The organism is Streptomyces sp. CB02261, from assembly GCF_001905665.1.
GTDB lineage: Bacteria > Actinomycetota > Actinomycetes > Streptomycetales > Streptomycetaceae > Streptomyces.
This window is the reverse complement of sequence record NZ_LIVX01000002.1, coordinates 866,168-887,787: the sequence shown is the minus strand read 5'-3', so window position 1 is coordinate 887,787 and position 21,620 is coordinate 866,168. Positions and strand designations below refer to the sequence as shown.

Here is a 21,620-nt window from a genome sequence, read left to right as displayed (position 1 = left end):
AGGGTCCCGCGCGGGCGGACGGCGCTCCTTTCCGGTCACGACCCGCACCGCGCCGGCGCGGTGCGCGGGCCGCGGCGCTCCGTCCGGCCAGGCCCGGAGCCCGTGGGACGCGGCGCGCGGGCCCTCCACCGCATGGACCCGGCCAGGGTGTGGCCCGGGTCACAGTCGTCCCGCGTCCGTCGCAGTACCCTGGTCGCATGCCTACGCTCGTACGCCGTCGCCACGTGGACTTCGTCCGCGTCACGAGCATGAGCTGTCGCCGCTCCGCCTGACCCTCCCGGGCCCACCCCGCCCGCCCCAGGGTCCCCCGTCAGAGCCCCAGCCGACCGGCACCCGTGGCCCCCGCCCCACCCCTGGCGGCCGCCCCGGGCACCCGTAGACCCCGCGGACGCATCCATGGCAAGCACCAGCTTCTCCACCCCGAGCCGCACCGGCACGACCACCGCCGGCTCGTACTCCTCCCAGCTGCCCATCGTCGACCTCTCGGCCGCCGACCGGGGCCCCCAGGCCCGCCGGCTGCTGCACGCGCAGCTCCACTCGGCCGCCCACGACGTCGGGTTCTTCCAGCTCGTCGGGCACGGTGTGACCGAGGCCGAGACCCGGGCCCTCACCTCCGCGATGCACGCCTTCTTCGCGCTGCCCGAGGCCGACCGGCTCGCCCTCGACAACATCAACTCGCCGCACTTCCGCGGCTACACCCGCACCGGCGACGAGCGCACGGGCGGTGCCCGCGACTGGCGCGACCAGCTCGACATCGGCGCCGAGCACCCCGCGCGCGTCCCCGCGCCCTGGGAAGCCCCGTACTGGTGGCTCGAAGGCCCCAACCAGTGGCCCGCCGCCCTCCCCGAGCTGCGGACGGCCGCCCTGCACTGGATCGAGCGGCTCAGCGGCGTCGCCGAGCGCCTGCTGCACGAACTGCTCGCCTCGATCGGCGCGCCCGCGGACTTCTACGACGACATCTTCGGCCCGCACGCCCACCCGCAGCTGAAGCTGGTGCGCTACCCGGGCAGCAGCGGCGAGGGCGACGACCAGGGCGTCGGCGCGCACAAGGACTACGGCTTCCTCACCCTGCTGCTCCAGGACCAGGTGGGCGGGCTCCAGGTGCAGCGGGAGGACGGGAGGTTCCACGACGTGCCGCCGCTGCCGGGCGCGTTCGTCGTGAACCTCGGAGAGCTCCTGGAGGTGGCCACGAACGGCTACCTGCTGGCGACGAACCACCGGGTCGTGTCCCCGCCCGGGGCGACGGAACGGTTCTCCGTGCCGTTCTTCTACAACCCGCGGCTGGACGCCAGGATCGCGCCGCTGGAGTTCCCGCACGCGCGGACGGCACCGGGCGTCACGGCCGACCCGGCGAACCCGCTGTTCGCCGAGTACGGGCGCAACGCCCTGAAGGGAAAGCTCCGCGCCCATCCGCTGGTCGCGGCACGCCATCACGCGGAGCTCCTGCTGCACCCCGAACTGCACCCCGAGGCGCACCCGCAGGCACGCCCCGAGGCACGGTCCGACGGTCAGCCGGTGATGTCGGCGTAGCCCTCGATCTCGCGCGGGTCCCGCTGGCCGGGGCCCGTGTAGCGGGCCGACGGGCGGACCAGGCGGCCGGTGCGCTTCTGCTCCAGGATGTGCGCCGACCAGCCGGCCGTACGGGCGCAGGTGAACATCGAGGTGAACATGTGCGCCGGGACCTCCGCGAAGTCCAGGACGATGGCCGCCCAGAACTCGACGTTCGTCGCGAGGACACGGTCGGGGCGCCGGTTGTGCAGCTCTTCGAGGGCGGCCTTCTCCAGGGCCTCCGCCACCTCGAACCGCGGCGCGGCGAGCTCGCGGGCGGTGCGGCGCAGCACGCGCGCGCGGGGGTCCTCGGCGCGGTAGACGCGGTGGCCGAAGCCCATGAGGCGCTCGCCCTTGTCGAGGGCCTGCCTGACGTACGCGGTGGCGTCGCCGGTCCGCTCGATCTCCTCGATCATGCCGAGGACGCGGGAGGGCGCGCCGCCGTGCAGGGGGCCCGACATGGCGCCGACGGCGCCCGAGAGCGCGGCGGCCACGTCGGCGCCGGTGGAGGCGATGACGCGCGCGGTGAACGTGGACGCGTTCATGCCGTGCTCGGCGGCGGACGTCCAGTAGGCGTCGACGGCCTTGACGTGCTTCGGGTCGGGCTCGCCGCGCCAGCGGATCATGAAGCGCTCGACGACGGACTGGGCCTTGTCGATCTCGCTCTGCGGGACCATCGGGAGGCCCTGGCCGCGGGCGGACTGGGCGACGTACGAGAGGGCCATCACGGCCGCGCGGGCGAGGTCCTCGCGGGCCTGCTCGGCGGAGATGTCGAGGAGCGGTTTGAGGCCCCACACGGGCGCGAGCATGGCGAGCGCGGACTGGACGTCGACGCGGATGTCGCCGGAGTGCACCGGGATGGGGAAGGGCTCGGCGGCGGGCAGGCCGGGGTTGAAGGCGCCGTCGACGAGCAGGCCCCAGACGTTGCCGAACGAGACCTGGCCGACGAGGTCCTCGATGTCGACGCCGCGGTAGCGGAGGGCGCCGCCCTCCTTGTCGGGTTCGGCGATCTCCGTCTCGAACGCGACGACTCCCTCGAGCCCGGGTACGAAGTCGGACATCTGGCGGCTCCTCTATCGATGATCGATCAACCGGGTTGCGGTCGACGGTGGGACGTGGTCGGTGGTGGATTCGATGCTGCTGCGCGGGTGGTGATGCGCCGGTGTTGCGGGGGTGTTGCGATGGTGGGACTCAACAGTCGTCCAGCCCAAGAGTCTGTACGGTTCCGATGATGCGGGGAAGCGTGACATCCGGCACACTGCGCCGATCCGGCGAGTAAGGATTGACGGCACGCGGTGCCGGGCAGACTGGGCCGCTGCGGCAGGATGGCCCCGTGACCGATCCTGTGAACGAGGGCCTGGATCCCGCCGACATGCGCGAGCAGTACCGCACCACCGAGCTCTCGGTGGCCGATCTGGCGCCCGAGCCGATCGCGCAGTTCTCCCGCTGGTTCAAGGAGACCGCCACGAGCCCGGCCATCCACGAGCCGAACGCGATGGTCGTCTCCACGGCCACGCCCGACGGCCGGCCGTCCTCCCGGACGGTGCTCCTGAAGCACTACGACCGGGCCGGCTTCGTCTTCTTCACCAACTACGACTCCCGCAAGGGCGCGGAGCTGACGGCCAACCCGTACGCCTCGCTGCTCTTCCCCTGGCACCCGCTGGCCCGCCAGGTCGTCGTCACGGGCCGCGCCGAGCGCGTCGGCCGCGACGAGACGGTCGCCTACTTCCGTACGCGCCCGCACGGCTCGCAGCTCGGCGCCTGGGCGAGCCGCCAGTCCTCGGTGATCGCCTCCCGCGCCGAACTCCTCGCCCGCTACGAGGAACTGGCCGCCCGCTACCCGGAGGGCGCCCAGGTCCCGGTCCCGCCGGAGTGGGGCGGCATCCGGGTCGTGCCGGACGCGGTCGAGTTCTGGCAGGGCCACGAGAACCGCCTCCACGACCGCCTCCGCTACGTCCGCGAGGGCGGAGAGGGCGGCGAGACCTGGCGGGTGGAGCGCCTGGCGCCCTGAGCCGGAGCCGGCTCGTCCTCGTTTCCGCGGTGCAACATTTTCCGTGAAGGTGATGTGCTCTGCGTCACGTTCCAGTTGAATGGCCGCAGCATGGGGGGTGCCGGGATGAGTGCTTTCACGGGGTCCGCGAGCGAGACCGCTTCCGTCTCCGGGGCGGGGGCCGATCTGCTGGCCGCGCTGCTCGACGGGATGGACGCGGCGCTCTGCGCCCTGGACGCCGACGGGACGATCACGCACTGGAACCGCGAGGCCGAACGGATCCTCGGCTGGTCCGCGGAGGAGGCGGTCGGGCGGCGCGGCTTCGAGGGGTGGGCCGCGCGCAGCGCCGACGCGGAGGAGACGCTGCGCCGCGTGATGGGCGCCATGCACGGCCCCGGCCGGCAGGTCCACGAGCTGGCGCTGCTCCGCAAGGACGGCGGCCGGGTGCTCGTACGGAGCCAGTCCGCCGGGGTGCGCGCGGCGGACGGCGGGCCGGCGGGGGTGTACTGCGCGTTCAGCGAGGTCCACGTCCAATTGGACCTGGAGCGGTCGGTCGCCCTCAGCGAGGCCCTCTTCGACGACGCCTCCTGGGGGGTCGTCCTGGTCGACGCCGACCTGCGCCCCGCCATGGTCAACGGCCACGCGGCCCGTGCCTTCGGGACCGCCCGTACGGCCCTGCTCGGGCGCCCGCTCGGTGACGTCGTCGTCCAGGGCGCGGAGGAACTGGAGGCCGCGCTCCAGCACGTGCTCGCGGAGGGCAGCCCGTCCGCGCCCGCGGAGGTGTGGGTGACGCTGAGGACGGCCTCGGGGGAGCGGCGCCGGTGCTGGCGCAGCGGCTTCGTGCGGCTGTCGTCACCGATGGCGGAGGAACCGGTTCCGCTGGGGGTGGCCTGGCTGTTCCAGGACGTGACGGAGGAGCGGCTCGCGGCGCGGGAGGCGGACCGGCTGCGGTTCCGCTGGAGTCAGCTGCACCGGGCGGGCGCGGCGGCGGCCGAGTGCGAGGACCCGGCGGAGGCGGCGGCGATCCTGCTGGACTTCGCCCTGGCGGGTTTCGCCGACCACGCCCTGGTCGACCGCATCGCGGGCGAGCGGCGCCTGACCCGGGCCCTGGCCACTCCGGCGGGCGCTCCCGGCCCCGCCTCGCCGGTCGTGGGCGGCGGCATCCCGCTGCGGTACGGGCCCCGGCACCCGGCGCTCCAGGCCTGGGACCGGGTGGGCACGGTACGGGCGAGCGCGGGCCGTACCGCCGAGGTGTGGGCGGAGGCCCATCAGTGGCCGGGCGACGCGGCGCACGCGGTGTGCGTGGTGCTGCGGTCCCGTGGCCGCACCCTCGGCGTCCTCACCTTCCTGCGGGCCGCGTGCCGGGCGCCCTTCGAGCGGGAGGACGTGGTGTTCGCGGAGGCGGTGGCGACGAGGGTGGCGGCGGCGCTGGACCTGGGGGGCCGGCCGGAGGCCCCGTAGGGCCTGCCGGACGGCTCCCGCCGCGACCGGCCCTGCGGGGCCCGGTCAGTGGCGGTCGGCCCTGCGGGGTGACGGTCTGGGGCGGCCGGCCCTGCGGGGTGACGGTCAGTGCCGGTAGAAGATCCGGTCGCCGTACTCCGTCATCACGCGGCCGTTCCACTCGTGCCCTCCGTCGACGTTCCCGGAGCGCAGCAGCGGCGGCTCGACGCCGCGCCGGACGAGCTCCTCGGCGGCGGCGGCCATCGTGGCCTGCATGAGGGCGCTGGTGACGACGGTCGAGGCGGGCGCGAACGGGGCCTCGATGCCCTCGTGGGTGAGCTCGGCGTCCCCGACGGCGATCCGGGAGTCGAGGACGATGTCGCAGTGGTCCTTGAGATAGGTGCCGGAGACGTGCCGGGACTTCGTCTCGGTCGCGTACGCCACGGACGTGACGCCGATGACGGTGAGGCCGAGGGCGCGGGCGTTCATGGCCATCTCGACGGGCAGCGCGTTGCGTCCGGAGAGGGAGACGATGATCAGGACGTCGCCGGCCTTGGCGGGGGAGGAGTCGAGGACCGCTCCGGCGAGGCCGTCGACGCGTTCGAGGGCGGAACCGAGCGTCGCCGGCATGACGTCGACGCCGACGACGCCGGGGACGGCGAGCAGGTTCATGAGGGCGAAGCCGCCGGCCCGGTAGACGACGTCCTGGGCGGCGAGGGAGGAGTGGCCCGCGCCGAACGCGAAGAGCCGGTTGCCGTTCGCGACGGCCTCGGCGACGGCGGCGCCGGCCGCGGCGATCTCGGCGGAGTCGCCGTCGCGGACCTGCTGGAGCAGGCCGATCGCGGCGTCGAGGAACTGTCCGGCCAGCTTGCTCTCGCCCGCGCTGTCGCCCATCACAGAAGCTCCTTCTGTCGCCGTCGTGTCGTGGTCGTGCACCTGGTCGTGCTCTGGTCGCCGATCACGGTGCGGTCTGGACCATTGCTCTGTCAATACCGCCCTTCGGTCGGTGCGGCCCGGTTGTCCGTCCGATGCGTCAGAATTGGTGGAGGGCCAGCGCACGACTCATCGAGGGGCACGTATGTCCGGACTGATCGACACAACGGAGATGTATCTCCGCACCATCCTCGAGCTTGAGGAGGAAGGTGTGGTCCCCATGCGTGCCCGGATCGCCGAGCGGCTCGACCAGAGCGGTCCGACCGTGAGCCAGACGGTGGCCCGGATGGAGCGCGACGGCCTGGTGGCCGTCGCCAGCGACCGGCACCTGGAGCTCACCGACGAGGGACGCCGGCTCGCCACCCGCGTCATGCGCAAGCACCGCCTGGCGGAGTGCCTGCTCGTCGACGTGATCGGCCTGGAGTGGGAGCAGGTGCACGCGGAGGCCTGCCGCTGGGAGCACGTGATGAGCGAGGCCGTGGAGCGGAGGGTCCTGGAGCTGCTGCGTCACCCGACGGAGTCGCCGTACGGGAACCCGATCCCGGGCCTCGAGGAGCTCGGCGAGAAGGCGGAGGCGGAGGCCTTCCTCGACGACTCGATGGTGTCGCTGGCGGAGCTCGACGCGAGCGGCGGCAAGACGGTGGTCGTGCGCCGGATCGGCGAGCCGATCCAGACGGACGCCCAGCTGATGTACACGCTGCGGCGCGCGGGCGTGCAGCCCGGCTCCGTGGTGTCGGTGACGGAGTCCCCGGGCGGTGTCCTGGTCGGCAGCAGCGGCGAGGCCGCGGAGCTGGACGCGGAGGTCGCGGCGCACGTGTTCGTCGCGAAGCGCTGACCCGCGCGTCGGCGCACCGAGGGCCGCCGTCCCCTTCCCGTCAGCGGAAGGGGGCGGCGACCCCCAGCACGCCGAGCCAGAGGAAGCCGAGGGCTGTCGCCAGGCCGAGGGCGTGCTTGACCGTCATCCAGGTGAACGTCTGCCGGACGCGGCTGGTGGCCGGCCTCTCGGGGTCGTAGACGACGTGGACGGTGGGTGAGGACCCGGTGGTCTGGTTCATGTACTCGTTGCCGCTGGAGTCCGTGTACGTGACGTAGCCGTGCGGCTTGCCGTTCGGGTAGCGGCCCCGGGTGGCGACGACGGTGATGCCGCGCCGGGCGAGCGTCCTTCCGTCGAGGAAGCTGCTCACGGCGCCGAGGGCTCCGAGCAGGCCGCAGACCGCGCCGAACAGCGCCACGGAGGTGAGGACGGCGTGGCCGACGCCGTGGTTGCCGCCCACCCAGGTGACGTAGCCGACGTAGGCGAGCAGGACCGCGATGCCTCCGGTCCACCACGGCCAGGCCGTGAAGGGCGCCTTCTCCACGACGGTGACGAGCGCGCTGCCTGCCGGGTCCCGTTCCTCGGGCAGGGCGGCGGTGAGGGCGTCCAGGAACGCCTCGGTGGCGGTCGCGTTGCCGCCCGCGATCCAGTGGATCTCCCCGTCCGTCAGGTGGACCCTGATGCCGGTCTCGCCGTCCCGGCCCGCCCTGCGGACCGCGACGAGCGGTATCTCCTTGCGTACCCGCCCGGCTTCCTGACTGATGCTCAGGCGGTCGGGGTGGAGGGTCGCGGCGTCGTTGCCCTTGACGAGCACCTGGGATGAGATCACGAACGGTGGACGGGTGAAGGCCCGCTCCGGTTGCGCGAGGCGCGGTCACGAATCCGTATCGCCACCGTCCGGAAGGCCCGAACGGCCCGCCGTGCGCCCCGTTTACGCCGGAATGGCCACGCGCGCGCCCTCGCCGTGCCACGCTGGGAAGAGCGGTGCGATTTCCGGGAGGGGTGGGGCCATGCGACGGACGGGTGCCGTACGCCGGATGCCGCTCGTCCCGGTACGCGCAGGGGGCCGGACGACAGAGGGCCCCGGCGCCCTGAGGCGCCGGGGCCTGTCCTCCCCGGTTCCGACCTGGAGCCCCGAGCTCTCAAGGTCGTCCCCGTCGGACCGATTTCCCCGAGCGGTCCGCCTCCCGTTGAAGATCTCCCCTCGGCTGCGGGTGTCAATCCTTGAGCCCTGTCACTCGAACGAGGGGTGTTACGTGGCAGGAGCGCATTTTCGAATGCGAGTTCGATAGTCTGGCGTGGTTCGACGGGAAGCAAGAGGGGGTGCCAGGGATGGCGCGACGACTCGACGTCACCGGGGCCGACGGAGTACGGCTGGCGGCCTGGGACTTCACGCCCGGAACCGGGCCGACCATCACCCCGAGGATCGCCCGCCAGGCGACCCCGGGCACGCCCCCCGGCCTCGTTCCGCGGCCGCCCGGGCAGATCGCGGGTCCCGGCCCCGCGTCGCGGACGGCCGGACAGGCCGCCGGCCCCGGCGTCTTACTCCTGCACGGCCTGATGGGCCATGCCGGACACTGGGCCCCCGCCGTCCGCCGGCTCACCGGCGGCCATCGCGTCGTCGCCCTCGACCAGCGCGGGCACGGCGCCAGCGACAAGCCCGCCGCGGGTCCCTTCACCCGCGAGGCGTACGTCGCCGACGCCGCGGCCGCCGTCGAGCAGCTGGGCCTCGGCCCCGTCACCCTCGTCGGCCACTCCATGGGCGCCCTCACGGCCTGGCAGCTCGCCGCCGACCGCCCCGACCTGGTCCGGGCCCTCGTCATCTGCGACATGCGGGCCTCCGCCCTCGGCGCCGCCTCCCAGCGCGCCTGGCAGGACTGGTTCCGCAGCTGGCCCGCCCCCTTCCCGTCGCTCGACGCCGTCCGTCGCTGGTTCGGCGAGGAGGACGCCTGGGTGGAGCGCCCCAACCCGGCCAGGGGCGCCTTCTTCGCCGAGGTGATGACCGCTCAGTCCGACGGATGGCGGCCCGTGTTCGACCCGGCGCAGATGCTGACGTCCCGTGCGACCTGGGTGCACGACGCCCACTGGGACTCCCTCGCCCAGGTCCGCTGCCCGACCCTCGTCGTCCGGGGCCTGGACGGCGAACTGGGCCGCGCCGAGGCGCAGGAGATGGTGCGGGTGCTGCCCCACGGCGCGTACGCGGAGATCCCCGACGCGGGCCATCTCCTCCACTACGAGCACCCGGAGGCCTGGGCGGAAGCCGTCGAGCCCTTCCTGAACGGCGTCCTCACGCCGTAGACGTCCACCGTGGAGCGCACCGCCCTCGCGGCTCTTGCCGGCTGCGCCGCGATCGCGGGGGCGTACGCGCTCACCCTCGACTCGGGCACCGACGACATGGCGGGACGCCCCCCCGGCAAACCGACTCGAAAGTGCCCGAACTGCCCGGAGGTGAGGAGGAGCGGGAGCCGAGTGCTTCATCCACGCCAGACCAGGCGCCTCGGCCCCTGCTTCGGGACCGCCGTGGGGCCGGAGCGCGACCGCAGGCGCCCGCATGACGCCTCCCCGACCCGTCAACGCCCTCTGGAAGCAGGGGGTATGGGCGCCCCCTGCGTGCACCGTGGCACGTCCTAGGCTGTGGCCATGGAACGTGTGACCGACGTGACGGAGAGCCCTGCCCAGCCCGCTGATCGCGCGGCCCGAGCGAACGACTACGACAGCTTCGCCGAGGCGTACGCGGCGGACACCGAGAACAACCTCATCAACGCGTACTACGCGCGGCCCGCCATGGTGGCCCTCGCCGGAGACGTGACCGGCCGCCGGATCCTGGACGCCGGCTGCGGCTCGGGCCCGCTGTCCGCCGCACTGCGCGAGCGCGGCGCGGTGGTCACCGGAATCGACGCCAGCGCCGGCATGCTCGCGCTGGCCAGGCGGCGGCTCGGGGACGGCGTCGACCTGCGCGTGGCCGACCTGAACGACCCCATGCCCTTCCCCGACGGCACGTTCGACGACGTGGTCGCGTCCCTCGTGCTGCACTACCTGGAGGACTGGGGCCCGGCCCTGGCCGAGCTGCGGCGCGTGCTCAGGCCCGGCGGGCGGCTGATCGCGTCGGTGGACCACCCCTTCGTGGCCTACGGGATCCAGAACCCCCGGCCCGACTACTTCGCCACCAACAGCTACAGCTTCGACTGGACCTTCGGCGGCCTGTCCGCCCCGATGACGTTCTGGCGCAAGCCGCTCCACGCGATGCTCGACGCCTTCTCCACCGCCGGCTTCCGGCTGTCCACCCTCAGCGAGCCGCAGCCCGACCCGGCCGCCGCGGAGCTGTTCCCCGACGGCTTCCGCGACCTCTCGACCAAGCCCTGCTTCCTGTTCTTCGTCGTCGAGGCGGACCCGGCCCCCCGGTAAATGCCTCGACACCCCACGCGGTGATCGGGGACGCTTCGCGCGATGACCAGAATCGACGACACACCGCCCGCGTGGGACGAGCGCACCCAGCTCACCACGTTCCTCGACTACACACGCGACACCGTCCGCGCCAAGTGCGCCGGGGTCTCCGCGGAGAACGCCCGCAGGGCGCTCCTGCCGGGATCCCCGCTGATGACCATGAGCGGCCTGGTCAACCACCTCCGCTGGGTCGAGTACTACTGGTTCCAGGTGGTCTTCCTCGGCGAGGACGACCAGGGCCCCTGGACCGAGGAGGACCCCGACCGCGAGATGCGTATCGCCGTCGACTTCCCGCTCACCCAGCTGCTCGACGAATACGCCGAACAGAGCGCCCGCTACCGCGAACTGGTCGCCAAGACCGACCTGGACACCACGGCCCAGCGGGCCGTCCGCGGGGGACTCCACGTCGACCTGAGGTGGATCCTCCTCCACCTCACCGAGGAGACCGCCCGGCACAACGGCCACCTGGACATCCTGCGCGAGATGCTCGACGGCACGACCGGCGACTAGGCCCGGCGGACCCTCAGGCCCCGTCCGGCGCCTTGCGCGCGAGCAGGTGGACCTCCTGGAACTGGCGTCGGTCGGTGGGTTCCGGCTCACGGACCAGTCGGGCGACCTCGGCCAGGCCGGACTCGCGCAGCAGGGCGGCCAGATGGTCGGGCGACCAGCGGTAGGCCGTGGCGACACTGTGATCGAAGCTCTGCGTCGGCCGGGACGGACCGTCCGTGGCCGAGAAGGCGATGAGCAGATGCCCGCCCGGCGCGAGGACGCGGTGGAACTCCGCCAGGATCGCCGGGAGTCCGCTCGGCGGGGTGTGGATGACGGACCAGCGGGAGAGGACGCCGTCCAGCTCGCCGTCGGCGAGGTCCGACGCGGCCATCGATCCCACGTCGAACCGCAGCTCCGGATGGGCCTCGCGAGCCAGCGCGATCATCGCGGGAGACGCGTCCACGCCGAACGCGTCGAGGCCCAGCCCGGCCAGATGCGCCGTGACGTGCCCGGGCCCGCACCCCAGGTCCGCGACCCGGCCGCCCCCACCCGCCCGTACGGCCTCGGCGAAGGCGCCCAGGATCGCGCGGTCCAGCGGCCTGTCCCGCAGCGTGTCGCGGAACAGGTCGGCGTACGTGGAGGCAGCGGCGTCGTAGCCCTCGCGGGTGGCGCGGAGGGCGTCGGCATCGTGATCGACCATGCCCGCGACAGTAGTTCGCCGTCCCTCCCCGCGCCTAGCCGTTCTCCGCCGCGGCTACGACCCCGGCGCCAGCAGGTACCAGACCTGCATCTCCCCCGTCTCCGCCGGGGCGACGGCCTCGGAGGGGTGGCGGTTGCCCCGGGTGAAGCCGAGGCGGGCGGGGACGGCGCCGCTGGTGACGTTCGCCGGATCGTGGTGGATCTCGACGCGGTCGACCCCGGGCAGCCGGAAGGCCTGCTCCACCATGGCACGGGCCGCCCGGGTGGCGACGCCACGGCCGGTGGCGGCGGGGTGCAGCCAGTAGCCGACCTCGCGGGTGCCCGCCGGAGCGTCCGCGTACCGGATCACCCCGCACGAGCCCACGAGGGCGCCGTCGAGGACGATCGCGTAGCTGTACTCCTCCCCGCTCGCCCACCGCTCGGCGCGGCCGGCCAGGAAGCGCGTGGTGCTGTCGAGACCGTGCTCGGCGACCCACGGCATCCACGGGCGCAGGTGATCGAGGGACTCCTCGATCACCTGGAAGAACTCCGGCAGGTCCGCCTCGGCGTCGAACGCGCGCAGCGTCAGGCCGTCGTCAAGGGTGAGCACGGGCTGCGGCAGGGCGGGAGGATGCGTCATGCGGCCGAGGATCGTACGCAGCGGCCGGGCGGAGCAAGGGAATTCGGCAGGCGGAGCCGGCCCCACGGACCGCGAGACGCACGTCACATCCGTCCGTGTCACATCGCGCCGACCCCGTTCCGTCCTGTGTGTGTCACCGACCACGACGGAGGAACACGCCATGAGCGCTCGCCTGAACATGTTCGACAGCCGGATCGCCGGCAAGGTCTGGAAGCACATCATCGCGGCCGGCAAGGCCCTCGAGACCTCGTCGCTGCCCGCCGCGACCCAGGAGCTCGTGAAGATCCGCGCGAGCCAGATCAACGGCTGCGGCTTCTGCCTCGACATGCACACCAAGGACGCCGCCGCCGCGGGTGAGAGCCAGCAGCGCCTGCACATGGTCGCGGCCTGGCGCGAGGCCACCGTCTTCACCGACGCCGAGCGGGCGGCCCTCGAACTGACCGAGCAGGGCACCCGCCTCGCCGACGGCGGCCGGGTCACGGACGAGGCCTGGGCGAACGCCGCCAAGCACTACGACGACGAGCAGCTCGCCGCCCTCGTGGCCGCGATCGCCGTCATCAACGCCTTCAACCGGGGCAACACCATGATCCAGATGCCCGGCGGCGACTACCAGCCCGGCCAGTTCGGCTGACGGCGGCCGCCTCCCCACCCCGTGCCACCGCCTCGACCACCCCTCCCCGAAAGGAACGTCCCATGAACGTCGCGCTGTGGATCGTCACCGGACTGCTCGCCCTCGCCTTCCTGGCCGGGGGCGGCTACAAGGTGGTCACGCCGAAGGCGAGGATCGCCGCCGCCGGGCCCAGCGGGCAGTGGGTCGAGGACTTCGGCGCCGGGTCCGTCAAGGCCATCGGCGCCCTGGAGGTCCTCGCCGCCATGGGCCTGGTCCTGCCCGCCGTGCTCGACATCGCACCGGGCCTGGTGCCGGTGGCCGCGCTCGGGCTGCTGCTCATCATGGTGGGGGCGGCGATCACCCGGATCCGGCGGAACGAGCTCAACCTCGTGGGGGTGGACGTCGTCTACATCGTCCTGATCGCCTTCGTGGTGTGGGGCCGCTTCGGCCCCGAGTCCTTCACCGGCTGAGGCGCGGCGGTACGCACGCGCGTGCGCACCGCCGCCCACCCCTACCCCTTGCTCACCGCCGCCAGGATCTCCGGCAGCCGCCGCGCCGTGCGCGGAGCCGCCAGCTTCAGACCGGCCCACACCAGGAACGCGCCGTACAGCGTCCCCGCCGGGAACAGCAGCCAGAGCTGCGCCTGCTGGTCGGAGAGATGCAGGTACACCGTCCCGCCGATGAGCGGGGCGCACAGCAGCGGGGCCGTGAGCATGCCACCGAGGATCGAGATCCAGGCGAGCCCCGCCTGCCCGGGCGCCACGTTCTTGTAGCCGCTGTCCTGCGGGATCGAGTACGGGAAGAGGGCCGAGGCCACGGCGCCCGTCGCCAGCATCGCGCCCAGCAGGGCGAACGCCAGGCCCAAGGCCTCCGGGAGCCGTGACCAGTCACCGAGGACGGCCGTCGTGAGCACCGTCACGAGCGTCGCGTATGGCAGGGTGACGGCGAGCAGCGCCAGGGCACGCGCGCGGAGTTCGGCGTACGCGTCGGCGGTCGTCGAGAGGGTCTGGGCGACCATCCAGAACGCCGAGGTGTCCTGGCCGAACTGGTTGTACATCAGCATGCCGAGCATGCCGGACGCGAAGCAGGCCCAGTAGATCGAGCCCGTGCCCTGGAAGGCGTTGAACAGGGGCACGATCAGACCGAGGGCGAGCGAGGTCACCCACGAGGCCTTCGTCTTGGGGTCGCGCCACATGTACCGCAGGCTGCGTTCCATGACGGCGCCGTCCCGCCCCGCCGGCAGCATGCGGCCGAGCCGCCCCGAACCGGCGGACTTCTCACGGACGCCCGCCTCGGACGCCGCGCCGATCGTCGAACCGTCCGGCTCCGTCATCAGCCGCACCAGGCTCCGCTGCCACCAGTACACGAGCGCCACCAGCGAGGCGGCGGTCAGCAGCAGCCGGGCCGCCGCCGACACGTAGTCGCCCTCGCTCGCCGCGTCGACCGCGCCGATCGCGGCGGCCGGCGGCAGCCAGTCGACGACGGCCGCCGCCGGTTCGAGCGCGGTCAGCCCGCCGGGTCGGGTGAGGCGCTGCGCGCCGAAGTTGACCACCTGCATGCCGACCGCGATGACGAGACCGCTGAGGAGCGCCAGGTCTCGGCCCTTGCGGGAGGTGAGGAGCCGGATGTTGGCGGCGGCGACGGCCCGGGACAGGGCCACGCACACGGCGACCGTCAGCGGGACGGCGAGGACGGCGGCGACCGTGCCGGCGGCGCCGTGCGCGACGGACAGCGCCGCACCGAACGCCAGGAACAGGGTCAGGACGGGCCCGACGCCCACCAGGGAGGCCACGAGCAGGGCCCGGATCAGCGGCCGGGGCCGCAGCGGGAGCATCACGAGCCGCGACGGGTCGAGGGTCTCGTCACCGCCGGGCACGAACAGCGGCATCACCGCCCACGACAGCGCGGTCACGCCCGTCATCAGGACCGCGATGGTGCCGGCGTCGGCGCTGCCCCGCAGCAGGACGAAGGACAGCACCATCCCCGCGGCGAGGAGCACCCCGAAGACGATCGAGACGATGTACGCGGCGGTCCGTCCGCCCGACTGCTTCAGGCCGTTCCTCAGCAGCGACAGCTTGAGCCGTACGAAGACGGACGTGAGCGACGGCACGGGGCCGGCGGTGGAGACAGGGGTCGTCACGGCGCTCATCGCTGTGCCCCGCCGCCCAGCCAGTCCAGCGAGTCCCCGGCGGCCTCGCGCCCGTTCGCCCCGACCAGTTCGAGGAACGCGGCCTGCAGCGAGGGGGCGTCGCCCCGTACCTCGGCGAGCGTCCCCTGGGCCCGGATCTGGCCCGCGGCCATCACGGCGACCCAGTCGCAGAGCGACTCGACGAGCTCCATGACGTGGCTGGAGAAGACGACGGTCGCACCGGAGGCGGTGTACCGCTCCAGGACCCCGCGGATGGTCTGCGCGGAGACGGGGTCGACGCCCTCGAAGGGCTCGTCGAGGAAGAGGACCTCGGGGTTGTGGAGCAGCGCGGCCGCCAGCCCGATCTTCTTCCGCATACCGGTCGAGTAGTCCACGACCAGCTTGTTCTGCGCACCGGTGAGGTCGAGGACGTCGAGGAGCTGGGCGGCCCGCTTGTCGACCTCGGCGCCCGGCAGCCCCCGCAGCCGGCCGCTGTACGCGAGGAGTTCACGGCCAGAGAGACGCTCGAAGAGCCGCAGGCCCTCCGGCAGGATGCCGATCCGTGCCTTGACCTGGGCGACCGACTCCGGTTCGGCCCACACGTCGTGCCCGGCGACCAGGATGCGGCCCTGGTCGGGGCGCAGCAGTCCGGTGATCATCGACAGGGTGGTGGTCTTGCCGGCGCCGTTGGGCCCGACGAGCCCGATGAACCGGCCCGCGGGCAGGACCAGGTCGATCCCGTTCACCGCGATCTGATGGCCGAATCGCTTCCACAGGCCCTCGACGCGCACGGCGGGCGCCGCACCGTCCGCCGGTGCGGCGCCCGCCGCGTCGAACGCTCTGTCAGATGCCTGGTCAGGCATGGTCCGTCAACCCCTAGGTCGTCCCCGTGTGTACGGGCCCCACCCTAAGGGCGGGCCCGCCGGGGTCCCAGGGTCGGAACGGGGCTCCTGGGCCACGGGTTCCGGCCAGGAGCCCGGGTCACTCCTTGCGGCTTCGCGCCTCCGCGGCCTCCCGGCCGCACGCGTACGCGAGGGCGCTGATCAGCTCCTCGGCGTCGGGCAGCCAGCGGTTCGCCGGGGTGGGGCGCCGGGCCCACTGCACCGCGCCGCTGCCGCCGACCCGGGTGGGCGGAGCCGCCACGTAGTGGCCCTCGCCGCGCGTGACGAGGTCGATGGCGGCGGGGACCCAGCCCAGCTTGCGGACGAGGTCCGGCACCTTGGCGGCGGCGCCGGGCAGCACGAAGAAGTACATCCGGCGGTCCGGGGTGCAGGTCACCGGGCCGAGCGTCAGCTCCATGCGCTCCATCCGGGCGAGCGCCAGGAAGCCGGCCGACTCGGGCACCTCGATCGCGTCGAACGTGCGGCCCGTGGGCAGCAGGATCGACGCCTTCGGCTGCTTCGTCCACATGCGGCGGGCGCCGACCCCGCTGCCGGTCGCCTGGGTCGACCAGTCGGGCCTGACCGCGTGGGCGCCGGGAACGGCGCACGCGTCCGCGCCGCAGGAGCAGCGCTCCCTGCCCTCGACGGCTTCCAGCCAGGTCCCGGGAAACACGTCCCAGTGCCGCTCTTCCGCGTACCGCACGGCGCTGTCCAGCAGCTGCTCGCCTCGCTGCTGGGGGATCTGTGCGGCTTCCGTGACTCCGATGGTCTCTTCCACGGTGAACACAACTTCCCCCGCCACCTGGGGTTACGGGCGGGACGCCGAGCGGTGTGAGGCATCGATCCTGCACGCGGGGCGCATCGGAGCACGCGCGGGGGCGCGCGGGGAGCCGGGGAGCGGGGGTGGGTACGCAGAGGTGGGGGCGCCGGTGGCGAGGTCGCGGCCGACGTGTCCGGTTTCGCGTGTTCACATCGGCATTGACCGGATATTCATCGGGCATTGATCACTTCTCTTGTGATCACCGCACGGCCTCAGGGGGTTCTCATGGCAGCCAGACCACTCGTCCCGCGTCAGCTCAACGAACGGCTCCAGGCGCTCATTCAGGAGGCGGCCTGTTCCAACGCCGGCCTCGCCCGCAGGGTCAACATGGTCGGCGCGGAGCGCGGCCTCGACCTGCGGTACGACAAGACGTCGGTGGCGCGCTGGCTGCGCGGGCAGCAGCCGCGCGGGCGCGCCCCGGGGATCATCGCCGAGGCGCTCGGCCGCAAGCTGGGCCGCACGGTCACGATCGACGAGGTCGGCATGGCCAACGGCCGCAACCTCGCCGCCGGTGTGGGGCTCCAGTTCGCGCCGACCGTGCCCGGGGCGATCGAGCAGGTCTGCGAGCTGTGGCGCAGCGACGTCGGCCGCCGTGACTTTCTCTCCGGCTCGACGGTCGCCTCGTCCGCGCTCGTCGAGCCCAGCAGGGACTGGCTGATCACCGGTCCGGACGCGCACGTGGCGCGGATGGCGGGGGCCCGCGTCGGCGTCGCGGACGTGGCGGCCGTACGGGAGATGACGGCCGCGCTGGTCGACCTCGACCGGCGGTTCGGCAGCGGGCACGTGCGCCCGGTGGTCGTCCACTACCTCAACAGCGTCGTCTCGGGCATGCTGTCCGGCTCCTACCGGGAGGCGGTCGGCAGGCAGCTCTTCGCGGCGGTCGCCCGACTCACCGAGCTCGCCGGGTACATGGCGGTGGACACCGGTGAACCGGGGCTCGCCCAGCGGTACTACATCCAGGCACTGAGGCTCGCGCAGGCCGCGGGCGACCGGGGCTACGGCGGGTACGTGCTGGCCGCCTCGATGAGCCATCTCGCGGCGCAGCTCGGAAACCCCCGGGAGATCGCCCAGTTGGCGCGGGCCGCGCAGGAGGGCGCGCGGGGGAAGGTGCCGCCGCGGGCGGAGGCGATGTTCTTCGCGGCGGAGGCACGCGGGCACGCGCTCCTCGGGGACGTCCGCGCCTTCGAGGAGGCGGCCGGGCGCGCGGTGGGGGCCCTGGAGCAGGCCGATCCGGAGGCGGGCGACGACCCGGCCTGGATCGCCCACTTCGACCAGGCCTACCTGGCGGACGAACTGGCGCACTGCCACCGGGACCTGGGGCAGGCGGAGGCGGCGGCACGGGCGGCCGAGGAGTCGATCGCCGGGCACCCGGCGACGCGGGCGAGGCGGCGGGCGATCGGACTGGCCCTGCTGGCCTCCGCGCAGGTCCAGCAGCGGGAGGTCGAGCAGGCCTGTCGCACGGGGACCCGGGCGCTCGAACTCCTCAGCACGCTGCGGTCGTCGCGGGGCTCCGAGTACCTGGAGGATCTGCGGGAGCGCCTGGAGCCGTACGCGGGGGAGCCGGTGGTACGGGAGTTCGGGGCGCGGATGGAGCTGTACGCGGCGTAGTCCCAGGTGGGGGCGGTGCCGTGGGAGAAGGCGGTGTTACCGGGCTCACACGTGTGTGCGGAGCCCCGGGCGTACCCGGTAGCGTGGGCCGACGATTCCGTAGGTCCATCAGTAGGAGTCCCGGTGACGCAGAACGGACAGGGTCCGGAGCCGCAGTACCCGGCGGTGCCCCCCGCGCAGGACGCCCAAGGGGGAGCACAGCCGTGGGGTGGCGCCTGGGGTCCCGCCGGCGCCGCGCCGGGCGGACAGCCGCTGCCGCCCGCGCAGCCGCTGCCTCCTGAGGCGACGCCGGGCGGCGCCGCCGACATGCAGTCCACCCAGTACCTGCCGCCGGTCCCGCCGCAGGGCGCCGGGCCGCAGCCCGGCTACGGCTACCCGGCGCCCGGCGCCGGCGACATGCAGGCGACCCAGCACATCGCCCCGGTCGCGGGCGGCGGGATGCCGGCCGCCGCGGCTCCGCCGCCGGGGTACGGGTACCCGCCGCCGGTGGCGGCGCCGCAGCCCGGGTACGGGTACCCGCCGCCGGCCGCCGGGGACATGCAGGCCACGCAGCACATCGCCCCGGTGCCGCCGCCGCAGCAGCAGCAGGGCGGGGGCGCCCACACCCAGTTCCTGGGCACGGGACCGCTCCAGGCGCAGGGGCAGCACGGGCAGCAGGGCCAGCAGAACCAGCACGGGCAGCAGGGGCCGCACGGTTCCGGCCCGGCGGGGGCCTCGGACGCGACCCAGTACATCGCCCCCGTGCCGGGGCAGGAGCCCGGTGAGCGGCAGCCGCCCGCCGAGTTCGACAACCTCTTCCGTACGGAGGCCCCCCGGGCCCCGCAGCAGCCGCAGCCGCGCACCCAGGCGTACCAGCAGCCCGCCCCGGCCCCGTACCAGCAGCCCCAGCAGCACCACCAGCCGCCGGCGCCCCCGCAGCAGTACGCCTACCAGGACGCCTACTACGACGGCGGCGAGCCCGAGCCCGCGCGCCGCAAGTCGCCCGTCGCGCTGATCGCCGCCGTCGTCGTCGGCTGCGCGGTCGTCGGCCTCGGCGCCGGCGCGCTCCTCAGCGGCGGGGACGAGAAGAAGGACCCCAAGACGGACGGGCAGAACGTGGCGTCGAGCTCCTCCGCGCCGCCCTCCTCCGCGCCGCCCGCCGAGAAGCCCGCCGACCCGGCGGAGCCGCAGGCGCAGGAGCTCAGCAAGCTCCTCGCGACCAGCAGCAGCAGCCGTGACACGGTCATCAGCTCGGTCGAGTCGATCAAGCAGTGCAAGAACCTGGACAAGGCGGCCGCCGACCTCCGCGGCGCCGCCGACCAGCGCCGGGGCCTGGTCACCCAGCTCCGCACGCTGTCGGTCGACAAGCTCCCGGACAACGCGGCCCTGACGGCGGCGCTCACCAAGGCCTGGCAGGCCTCGGCGTCCGCCGACGACCACTACGCGGCCTGGGCCGTCCAGATGAAGGCCAAGAAGGCCTGCAAGGGCGGCAAGGCCACCTCGACCAACCACTTCTCCGCGGCGAACACGAAGAGCAGTGAGGCGACCAAGGCCAAGCGCACGGCGTCCGGGCTGTGGAACCCGATCGCGGAGAAGTACGGCCTGGAGAAGCGGCAGCCCACCCAGCTGTAGCGACGGACGGCTCAGGGGGCGCTGAGGACGGTCTCGCCGACGTCGACGAAGCCGGGCCTCTGCGCCACGAGCTGCCCCTGGCGGACCACCTGGAACGTCACCTCGCGGTTGACGATCCGGGGGAAGCCGGGGGCGCCGAGCAGGTCCTCGTACTTCCAGCGCAGGGCGGGGGTCAGGCCCCCGGTGTCGATCCGCTCGCCCCGGTCGAGCGCGTGGGCGATCTGCGTGGCCGTGACCCGGTCGGCGTCGAGGGCCTCGACGACCTCCTTGAGGACCGTGTACGCGATCCACGTGGTCTGGACGCCCGCGTCGGCCGGGTCGACCCGGTTGTCGGCGAACGCGTGCTCCTGGATGACCTTGCGCATCGGCGCCCAGCTCTTGTCGGCCGCCTCCGGGTACCAGCCGGTGACGAACGCGCCCTCGAAGGGGCTGCGGGCGCCGCCGGTGCGGTCGATCACGGGCTGGCCGACGCTGCCGAGGACGGACGAGATCCGTACGGCGCCCGGCTTCGCGCCCGAGTCGCCCTCGCCGGTGCCGTCGCTGTCGCCCTCGCCCTTGCCGTCCCCGTCGCCGGCCTCGGCCTCGGTCGCGGGGAGGCGGCGGAAGGAGTCGAAGAACGTCTGGGTGCGCTCGCCGAGCACGGCGGTGACGCAGCCGTTCTCCTCACCGGCCTTCTCCCGGGCCCGGCCGGCCTGCGCGGTGTACTCGGCCGCGTCCTCGACGGCCGGGATGTCGACGGCGTTGCGGTGGCTGGCCTTGCGCAGACCGGAGTTGAGCAGCTCGGGAAGCTTGTCGCCGGCGAGCGTGTCCGGCCGGACGAGGGAGACGGTGCGGCAGGACTCGGCGAGCTGCATGCCGTGGCCGGCGATGAGGGAGGCGAGCCCGCCGTTGACGGGATAGGAGAGCGGGCTGGTGAACTCGTCCTCCGATATGCCGTAGCCGCCGATGTACGGGATGCCGGCGGCTTCCAGGGGGGCCATGAAGGCGCGCCCGTTCTGGCTGTACGAACCGACGACGGCGACCGCCTTCTCGCGGACGGCCCGGCGGGCGCAGGCGGCGGCGCCGGTGCTGGTGTTGTGTTCGTTACAGGTGAGGACGCGGAGCTCGTGGCCGTCGATGCCGCCCTGGGAGTTGATCCACCGGGCGTAGGCCTGCGCCATGGCGGGCATTCCGGGCATGTTGGTCGCACGGGTCTGGTCGGGGGCCCAGGTCATCACGGTGACGGGCTCCCTGGAGCCCCCCGTGGCCCCAGGGAGCACGCCACAACCGGTGAGCAACGAGGCTCCGGTCGCCGCGGTCGTGACATACGCGAGGAGTGAGGTCAGTCGCCTACCGGTCATGGGCATGCACATTTCCGCCTCATGGGTAACGCGGGAGTGAGCATGGTTCAACGGTGGGTGACCTGGAGGTGAATTGCGGGGGCCGCGAGGGGCGGGCTCCGGTTACCGGACAAGGGAACGTACGATCGAAACGTGTCCAGTCCAGTCTCCGGTTCGGTGAACTCTTCCCGTCGCGGCCGTCGCTCCTCCACCATGGGCGGCATGCCGCTCAACGACATGCCGTGGTGGCGCTGGCGCAGCAACGTGCGCTCGGCGCTGCACATGCTCTCCGACCCCGGGTTCCACGAGGCCACCTGGCTCGCAGGCGTGGACGGGTACGGCGACGTCACCGACGCCGTCTACCGCCTCGTCGAGGACACCTGGCTCGACAACTGGTCCGCCGAGAAGTACGTCGGCTCGATCTTCCGTGACACCGGCGAGGCCGCCCTCGTCGACGTCGCCGTCCTGCGGGTGCTCCGCATCCTGCACCAGGTCGGTCCCGACGCCGCCGTCACCGCGTACCTGGAGCACCCCGGCTGGCCCGAGGCCGTACGGGCCGCCCGCGAGGCGCACGTACGCCTCGCCCAGGCCGACGGCGAGGACCCGGACACGCCTCCTCGGTCGCTGGACGTGCTCCGGATCATGACCCGTTCCGCCTGACGGACAG

Annotated in this window: 21 protein-coding genes; 12 read left to right on the top strand and 9 right to left on the bottom strand. The window is 73.4% G+C overall.

The genetic code is table 11. The features are described from left to right. The first annotated feature begins 396 nt into the window (after positions 1 to 396). Complete coding sequence (locus AMK29_RS09675; protein WP_241845213.1) at positions 397 to 1,530, top strand: isopenicillin N synthase family dioxygenase; 1,134 nt, start codon at positions 397 to 399, stop codon at positions 1,528 to 1,530. Here AMK29_RS09675 and AMK29_RS09670 read toward each other — a convergent pair. After that, on the bottom strand, positions 1,509 to 2,609 hold the full coding sequence (locus AMK29_RS09670; protein ID WP_073810452.1) for a citrate synthase 2: 1,101 nt from the start codon (positions 2,607 to 2,609) through the stop codon (positions 1,509 to 1,511). The two genes, AMK29_RS09675 and AMK29_RS09670, sit on opposite strands and share 22 nt — an antisense overlap. 311 nt (positions 2,610 to 2,920) lie before the next feature. Here AMK29_RS09670 and pdxH point away from each other — a divergent pair, with 311 nt between their 5' ends. Together pdxH and AMK29_RS09660 are read left to right on the top strand one after the other, a co-directional pair. Continuing rightward, positions 2,921 to 3,559, top strand: a complete 639-nt coding sequence (gene pdxH, locus AMK29_RS09665; protein ID WP_241845247.1) for a pyridoxamine 5'-phosphate oxidase — start codon at positions 2,921 to 2,923, stop codon at positions 3,557 to 3,559. Between the two features lie 105 nt (positions 3,560 to 3,664). After that, positions 3,665 to 4,999, top strand: coding sequence for a PAS domain-containing protein (locus tag AMK29_RS09660; protein WP_073810451.1), 1,335 nt, complete (start codon positions 3,665 to 3,667; stop codon positions 4,997 to 4,999). 105 nt (positions 5,000 to 5,104) lie between these two features. Here AMK29_RS09660 and AMK29_RS09655 read toward each other — a convergent pair whose 3' ends face one another. Further along, positions 5,105 to 5,872, bottom strand: coding sequence for an SIS domain-containing protein (locus AMK29_RS09655; RefSeq protein ID WP_073810449.1), 768 nt, complete (start codon positions 5,870 to 5,872; stop codon positions 5,105 to 5,107). A 184-nt stretch (positions 5,873 to 6,056) separates the two neighbouring features. On the opposite strand from AMK29_RS09655, the gene AMK29_RS09650 reads away from it, so the two are divergent. Beyond that, positions 6,057 to 6,746, top strand: coding sequence for a metal-dependent transcriptional regulator (locus AMK29_RS09650; RefSeq protein ID WP_073810447.1), 690 nt, complete (start codon positions 6,057 to 6,059; stop codon positions 6,744 to 6,746). Positions 6,747 to 6,786: 40 nt separating this feature from the next. Here the strand turns inward: AMK29_RS09650 and AMK29_RS09645 are convergent, their stop codons facing one another. Continuing rightward, the gene (locus AMK29_RS09645; protein WP_073810445.1) at positions 6,787 to 7,554 is read right to left on the bottom strand and encodes a hypothetical protein; all 768 of its coding nucleotides are present in this window, start codon (positions 7,552 to 7,554) and stop codon (positions 6,787 to 6,789) included. A gap of 503 nt (positions 7,555 to 8,057) precedes the next feature. Here AMK29_RS09645 and AMK29_RS09640 point away from each other — a divergent pair. From AMK29_RS09640 to AMK29_RS09630, 3 genes are all read left to right on the top strand, one after another. Then, complete coding sequence (locus tag AMK29_RS09640; RefSeq protein ID WP_073810443.1) at positions 8,058 to 9,023, top strand: alpha/beta fold hydrolase; 966 nt, start codon at positions 8,058 to 8,060, stop codon at positions 9,021 to 9,023. 342 nt (positions 9,024 to 9,365) lie between these two features. Continuing rightward, a complete protein-coding gene (locus AMK29_RS09635; RefSeq protein WP_073810441.1) occupies positions 9,366 to 10,130 on the top strand; it encodes a class I SAM-dependent methyltransferase in 765 nt (254 codons plus the stop codon). Positions 10,131 to 10,172: 42 nt separating this feature from the next. Continuing rightward, the gene (locus tag AMK29_RS09630; RefSeq protein ID WP_073810439.1) at positions 10,173 to 10,679 is read left to right on the top strand and encodes a DinB family protein; all 507 of its coding nucleotides are present in this window, start codon (positions 10,173 to 10,175) and stop codon (positions 10,677 to 10,679) included. A 13-nt stretch (positions 10,680 to 10,692) separates the two neighbouring features. On the opposite strand, the gene AMK29_RS09625 is transcribed toward AMK29_RS09630, so the two are convergent. Together AMK29_RS09625 and AMK29_RS09620 are read right to left on the bottom strand one after the other, a co-directional pair. Then, on the bottom strand, positions 10,693 to 11,358 hold the full coding sequence (locus tag AMK29_RS09625; protein ID WP_073810437.1) for a class I SAM-dependent methyltransferase: 666 nt from the start codon (positions 11,356 to 11,358) through the stop codon (positions 10,693 to 10,695). 54 nt (positions 11,359 to 11,412) lie between these two features. Beyond that, on the bottom strand, positions 11,413 to 11,976 hold the full coding sequence (locus AMK29_RS09620; protein WP_073810435.1) for a GNAT family N-acetyltransferase: 564 nt from the start codon (positions 11,974 to 11,976) through the stop codon (positions 11,413 to 11,415). Between the two features lie 160 nt (positions 11,977 to 12,136). On the opposite strand from AMK29_RS09620, the gene AMK29_RS09615 reads away from it, so the two are divergent. Together AMK29_RS09615 and AMK29_RS09610 are read left to right on the top strand one after the other, a co-directional pair. After that, a complete protein-coding gene (locus tag AMK29_RS09615) occupies positions 12,137 to 12,607 on the top strand; it encodes a carboxymuconolactone decarboxylase family protein (protein ID WP_073810433.1) in 471 nt (156 codons plus the stop codon). 62 nt (positions 12,608 to 12,669) lie between these two features. Further along, on the top strand, positions 12,670 to 13,056 hold the full coding sequence (locus AMK29_RS09610; RefSeq protein WP_073810431.1) for a DoxX family protein: 387 nt from the start codon (positions 12,670 to 12,672) through the stop codon (positions 13,054 to 13,056). 41 nt (positions 13,057 to 13,097) lie between these two features. Here AMK29_RS09610 and AMK29_RS09605 read toward each other — a convergent pair whose 3' ends face one another. The 3 genes from AMK29_RS09605 to AMK29_RS09595 all read right to left on the bottom strand — a co-directional run bounded on the left by AMK29_RS09605 (position 13,098) and on the right by AMK29_RS09595 (position 16,382). Next, the gene (locus AMK29_RS09605) at positions 13,098 to 14,735 is read right to left on the bottom strand and encodes a transporter (protein ID WP_073810429.1); all 1,638 of its coding nucleotides are present in this window, start codon (positions 14,733 to 14,735) and stop codon (positions 13,098 to 13,100) included. Next, on the bottom strand, positions 14,732 to 15,577 hold the full coding sequence (locus AMK29_RS09600; protein WP_073810427.1) for an ABC transporter ATP-binding protein: 846 nt from the start codon (positions 15,575 to 15,577) through the stop codon (positions 14,732 to 14,734). The genes AMK29_RS09605 and AMK29_RS09600 overlap by 4 nt, the downstream gene beginning before the upstream one ends. A 118-nt stretch (positions 15,578 to 15,695) precedes the next feature. Further along, positions 15,696 to 16,382, bottom strand: coding sequence for a bifunctional DNA primase/polymerase (locus tag AMK29_RS09595; protein WP_107422551.1), 687 nt, complete (start codon positions 16,380 to 16,382; stop codon positions 15,696 to 15,698). A 258-nt stretch (positions 16,383 to 16,640) separates the two neighbouring features. Here AMK29_RS09595 and AMK29_RS09590 point away from each other — a divergent pair, with 258 nt between their 5' ends. Then, positions 16,641 to 18,023 carry a transcriptional regulator gene (locus tag AMK29_RS09590; RefSeq protein WP_073810425.1) on the top strand — a complete coding sequence of 461 codons (1,383 nt, stop codon included), beginning with the start codon at positions 16,641 to 16,643 and terminating at the stop codon, positions 18,021 to 18,023. Between the two features lie 123 nt (positions 18,024 to 18,146). Beyond that, the gene (locus tag AMK29_RS09585) at positions 18,147 to 19,634 is read left to right on the top strand and encodes a hypothetical protein (protein WP_073810423.1); all 1,488 of its coding nucleotides are present in this window, start codon (positions 18,147 to 18,149) and stop codon (positions 19,632 to 19,634) included. An 11-nt stretch (positions 19,635 to 19,645) separates the two neighbouring features. On the opposite strand, the gene AMK29_RS09580 is transcribed toward AMK29_RS09585, so the two are convergent. Beyond that, positions 19,646 to 20,986 (bottom strand): ABC transporter substrate-binding protein, encoded by a 1,341-nt coding sequence (locus AMK29_RS09580; protein WP_107422550.1) that lies wholly within the window; start codon positions 20,984 to 20,986, stop codon positions 19,646 to 19,648. Positions 20,987 to 21,166: 180 nt separating this feature from the next. Between AMK29_RS09580 and AMK29_RS09575 the strand changes: the two genes are divergently transcribed. Then, positions 21,167 to 21,613, top strand: coding sequence for an SCO4402 family protein (locus tag AMK29_RS09575; protein WP_073810421.1), 447 nt, complete (start codon positions 21,167 to 21,169; stop codon positions 21,611 to 21,613). Positions 21,614 to 21,620 lie beyond the last annotated feature (7 nt).